This is a genomic window from Pseudokineococcus marinus (genome assembly GCF_013004605.1).
GTDB lineage: Bacteria > Actinomycetota > Actinomycetes > Actinomycetales > Quadrisphaeraceae > Pseudokineococcus > Pseudokineococcus marinus.
On sequence record NZ_JABEMA010000307.1, the window covers coordinates 1 to 3,629 of the forward strand.

The 3,629-nt window shown below is 77.6% G+C and carries 4 protein-coding genes and 1 tRNA gene; all 5 read right to left on the reverse strand.

From position 1 onward, the window contains the following. Positions 1-296 precede the first annotated feature (296 nt). A complete protein-coding gene (locus tag HLB09_RS14505; protein ID WP_171204045.1) occupies positions 297-695 on the reverse strand; it encodes a hypothetical protein in 399 nt (132 codons plus the stop codon). 10 nt (positions 696-705) lie between these two features. Beyond that, a complete protein-coding gene (locus HLB09_RS14510; RefSeq protein ID WP_171204046.1) occupies positions 706-1,551 on the reverse strand; it encodes a Bax inhibitor-1/YccA family protein in 846 nt (281 codons plus the stop codon). 179 nt (positions 1,552-1,730) lie between these two features. Further along, positions 1,731-1,803, reverse strand: a tRNA-Leu gene (locus HLB09_RS14515). A 98-nt stretch (positions 1,804-1,901) separates the two neighbouring features. After that, positions 1,902-2,840: an oxidoreductase gene (locus HLB09_RS14520; RefSeq protein WP_171204047.1), complete on the reverse strand. Its 939-nt coding sequence runs from the start codon at positions 2,838-2,840 to the stop codon at positions 1,902-1,904. Positions 2,841-2,886: 46 nt separating this feature from the next. Next, the coding region (locus HLB09_RS14525; RefSeq protein WP_281359462.1) for a uracil-DNA glycosylase at positions 2,887-3,629 on the reverse strand (743 nt) is incomplete at its 5' end.

Consider the following 3,629-nt stretch of genomic DNA (forward strand, 5'->3'; position numbering starts at 1 on the left):
CGCGCACCGCGACGGAGCCGCCCGCGGCCCGCTCGGCGCCTGGGCGCGGCTGCGCCGTCGCGCCGACCGCTGAGGGCGCCCGTCGCGGAGGTGACCCCTCCTTCACCCGCTGGGGCGCTCGCACCGCGAAGGTGACGCCTCCTCCACGCCCGAGCGCCTCCCCAGCGCGAAGGTGACGCCTCCTTCACCCCGGAGGTGACTCTCTCGCCACGGTGACGACTCCTCCACCCCTGAGAGCCTCCCCAGCGGGGAGGTGACGCGACCTCCACCTCGGGACGCGCTGCGCGCTGCAGGCGTCAGAGGGCGCGGCGCAGGGCGACGAGGCGGTCGTGCAGGTCGACGACGGCGGCGTCGTCACCGCGCGCGTCCGCCGCGGCGAGGACGTCGCCCGCGAGGACGGCGAGCTGGTCGCCGAGGGCGTGGGCCCCGAGCTCGGGCACGGCGCGCCGGGGCTCGCCCTCGAGGTCGGCGCCGGCGTCGGCGAGGTGCTGCAGCACGGGGCGGACGACGTCGACGGGGCGGGCGGCCGCGCCGGACCCCACCGCCTCGACGCCCACGGGTCCCCCCGACGCACCGCCCGCAGACGCACCGGGGCCCGGCCGCACGAGGCGGCCGGGCCCGAGGGCGGCGATCCGGTCGAGGCAGCGGCGCAGCTCGCGCCGCGCCGCGTCGGCCGGGGTGTCGCCCGTGCTCACGCGGGGAGCGTCAGTCGTTGCCGCGGAGGATGGCGAGCAGCCGCAGCATCTCGACGTACAGCCACACGAGCGTCGTCACGAGGCCGAACGCCGCCTTCCACGCGAACTGCTGCGGGAGGCCGTTCTTCACGCCCTGCTCGATGACGTCGAAGTCGATGATGAGCATGAAGGAGGCCAGGCCGACGCCGATGAGGCTGAAGAGCCAGCCGAGCGGGCTCGTGTAGATGCTCGAGCCGGTGAAGACGGCGACGAGCAGGTTGACGACGACCACGGCGAGGTAGCCCATCACCGCGATGCTCATGAAGCGGACGAACTTCGGCGTCGCGCGCACGAGCTTGGTCTTGTACGCCACGAGCATGGCCGCGAAGGCGCCGAGGGTGCCGAGGACGGCGGCCGGGACGACGCCCGCGAAGGCCGCCTCGTAGACCTGGCTGATGGCGCCGAGCGCGATGCCCATGAGCAGCGCGTACGCCATCATCACGCCGGGCCGGATCTTCTTGCTCAGCTGCGCCCAGATCCCGAGCCCCGCGGCGACGAGCATGGCCGGCAGGACGAAGCCCAGGCCCGCGCCGACCGGCGTCAGGACCCAGGTCGCCGCCGCGGCCACGAGCAGGACGCCGAAGAGCGCACCCGTGCGGACGACGACGTCGTCGTAGGTCATGCGCCCGCGCTGGGCGGCGCCCGCCGACGGCTGCGCGTACATGTCCTGCAGCTGCTGCGGCGTCATGTCCTGCGCGGAGCCCGAGCCGCCCCACGTCGGCGCCTGACCGCGGCCCCGGCGGTCGGTGTCGAAGGTGGCGTAGCCGCCCTGCGAGAACGCCTTGTCGTTCTTGAAGACGGGGTTGCTGCTCTGCATGGGACTCCTCATCCGCGTGCGTGGTGGGCCGTGCTCGAGCCGGGACGGCGGAGCCGTCGCGCTCACCCCGTGCAACGCCGCCGGGTGCCGAGGAGTTCCACAGGCCGCGCCCAGCGGCCCGGTCGGCCGCACCCCGCCGCCCCGGAGGTCCGGCGCTGCCGGCGTGCGCCCTCGACACGCACCCCCGGCGGGACTCGAACCCGCACTGCAGCGCTTTTAAGGCGCCTGCCTCTGCCGTTGGGCTACGGGGGCCGGTGGGCCGTCCCCGCGCCGCGGCGCGAGCCCCGGGCGACCCCCGGCGCCGACCCTAGCCGCGCCCGCCGCAGCGGCCGGGTCGCCGTCGCGCGCCGCTACGCCGGGACGGGGAGCTCGTAGACGACCCCGGTGAGCCGCTCGCTCTCGGCCCACAGCCGCTGCGCGTCGGCGACGCTCTCCGCCCGCTCGGAGCGCCCGACGCGCACGGGCGCGCCCCGCATCTCCCCGCGGCCGTCGGGGCCGAGGTAGTCCCCGCCCTCCACCGCCGGGTCGGTCCCCGCGCGGAGCAGGGGCAGGGCGCCCGCCGCGTCGCTCTGCGCGAAGAGGCGGTTGGCCAGGCCCATGACGGCGCGGGCCCCCGGCACGCGGACCCCGCTCGTGGCGCCCGCCTGGAGGTCGGTCGCCGACCAGCCGGGGTGCCCGGCGACCGCGGTCGCCCGCGCCCCGGACGCGGCGAGGCGCCGCTGCAGCTCGGCGGTGAAGAGCAGGTTCGCCAGCTTGCTCTGCCCGTAGGCGCCGAACCGCGAGTACGAGCGCTCGCCCATGAGGTCGTCGAAGTCCATGCGCCCGGACCGGTGGGCCTGGCTGCTCGTGCTGACGACGCGGGCCGCCGGCGCGGCGAGCAGGGCCGGGAGCACCTGGCCCACGAGCGCGAAGTGCCCGAGGTGGTTGGTGCCCAGCTGCAGCTCGAAGCCGTCGCTCGTCTCCCGGCGCGGCACGGCCATGACGCCCGCGTTGGCGAAGAGGAGGTCGAGCCGGTCGTCCGTGCGGGACCGGACGTCCTCGGCCGCCGCGCGCACGGCGGCGAGCGAGCCGAGGTCGACGTCGACGAGCTCGACGGTCGCCAGCGGCGCCGCACCGCGCACGCGCGCGACCGCCGCCTCGCCGCGGTCACGGTCGCGGGCGCCCATGAGCACGCGGGCGCCGTGCTGGGCCAGCGCCCGGCTCACGTGCAGCCCGAGGCCGCTGTTGGCGCCGGTGACGAGCGCCGTCCGCCCGCTCAGGTCGGGGATGTCGCGCTCGCTCCAACCCATGGCCGTCCTCCCTCTCGCCGGTGGCGCGCCAGGACCCGGGCGCCGATCAGCGGCCAGCCTCGCCGCGGGCGAGGTCGCGCGCGCGCTGGACGACGGCGTCGAGCATCGGCTCGGTGAGCCGGCCGGTCGCGGTGTTCTGCTGGCTCACGTGGTAGCTGCCGAGGAGCACGGCGGGCGCCCCGCCGGGCCGGTCGAGCTCCGCCTCGGCGCCGTGGCCGAACACCGGCGCCGGGCGCGGCACGCCCCAGCCCCGCCGCCGGGCGAGCCCCAGCGCCGACTGCCAGGCGAAGCCGCCGAGCGCGAGCACGACGGCGAGGCCGGGCAGGAGGTCGACCTCGCGGTCCAGCCACGGCGCGCACGTGTCCCGCTCGACCGGCAGCGGGGCGTTGTCGGGCGGCGCGCACCGGACGGCGGCCGCGACGCGGGCGCCGGGGGCGACGAGGCCGTCGCCGCGCCCGGTGCTCGTCGGCTGGTTGACCAGGTCGGCGCGGTGCAGCGCGGCGAAGATCCAGTCGCCCGACCGGTCGCCGGTGAAGACGCGGCCGGTGCGGTTGCCGCCGTGGGCGGCGGGCGCGAGCCCGAGGACGAGCAGGCGCGACGCGGGCTCGCCGAAGCCGGGCACCGGCCGCCCCCAGTACTCCTCGTCGCGGTGGGCGCGGCGGCGGGTCCGGGCCACCTCCTCGCGCCAGGCGACGAGCCGCGGGCAGGCGCGGCAGTCGGCGACGCGGGCGTCCAGGTCGGCGACGTCCCGGGCGGCCCGCGCCCGGCGCACGACGCCGGCTGCGGTGG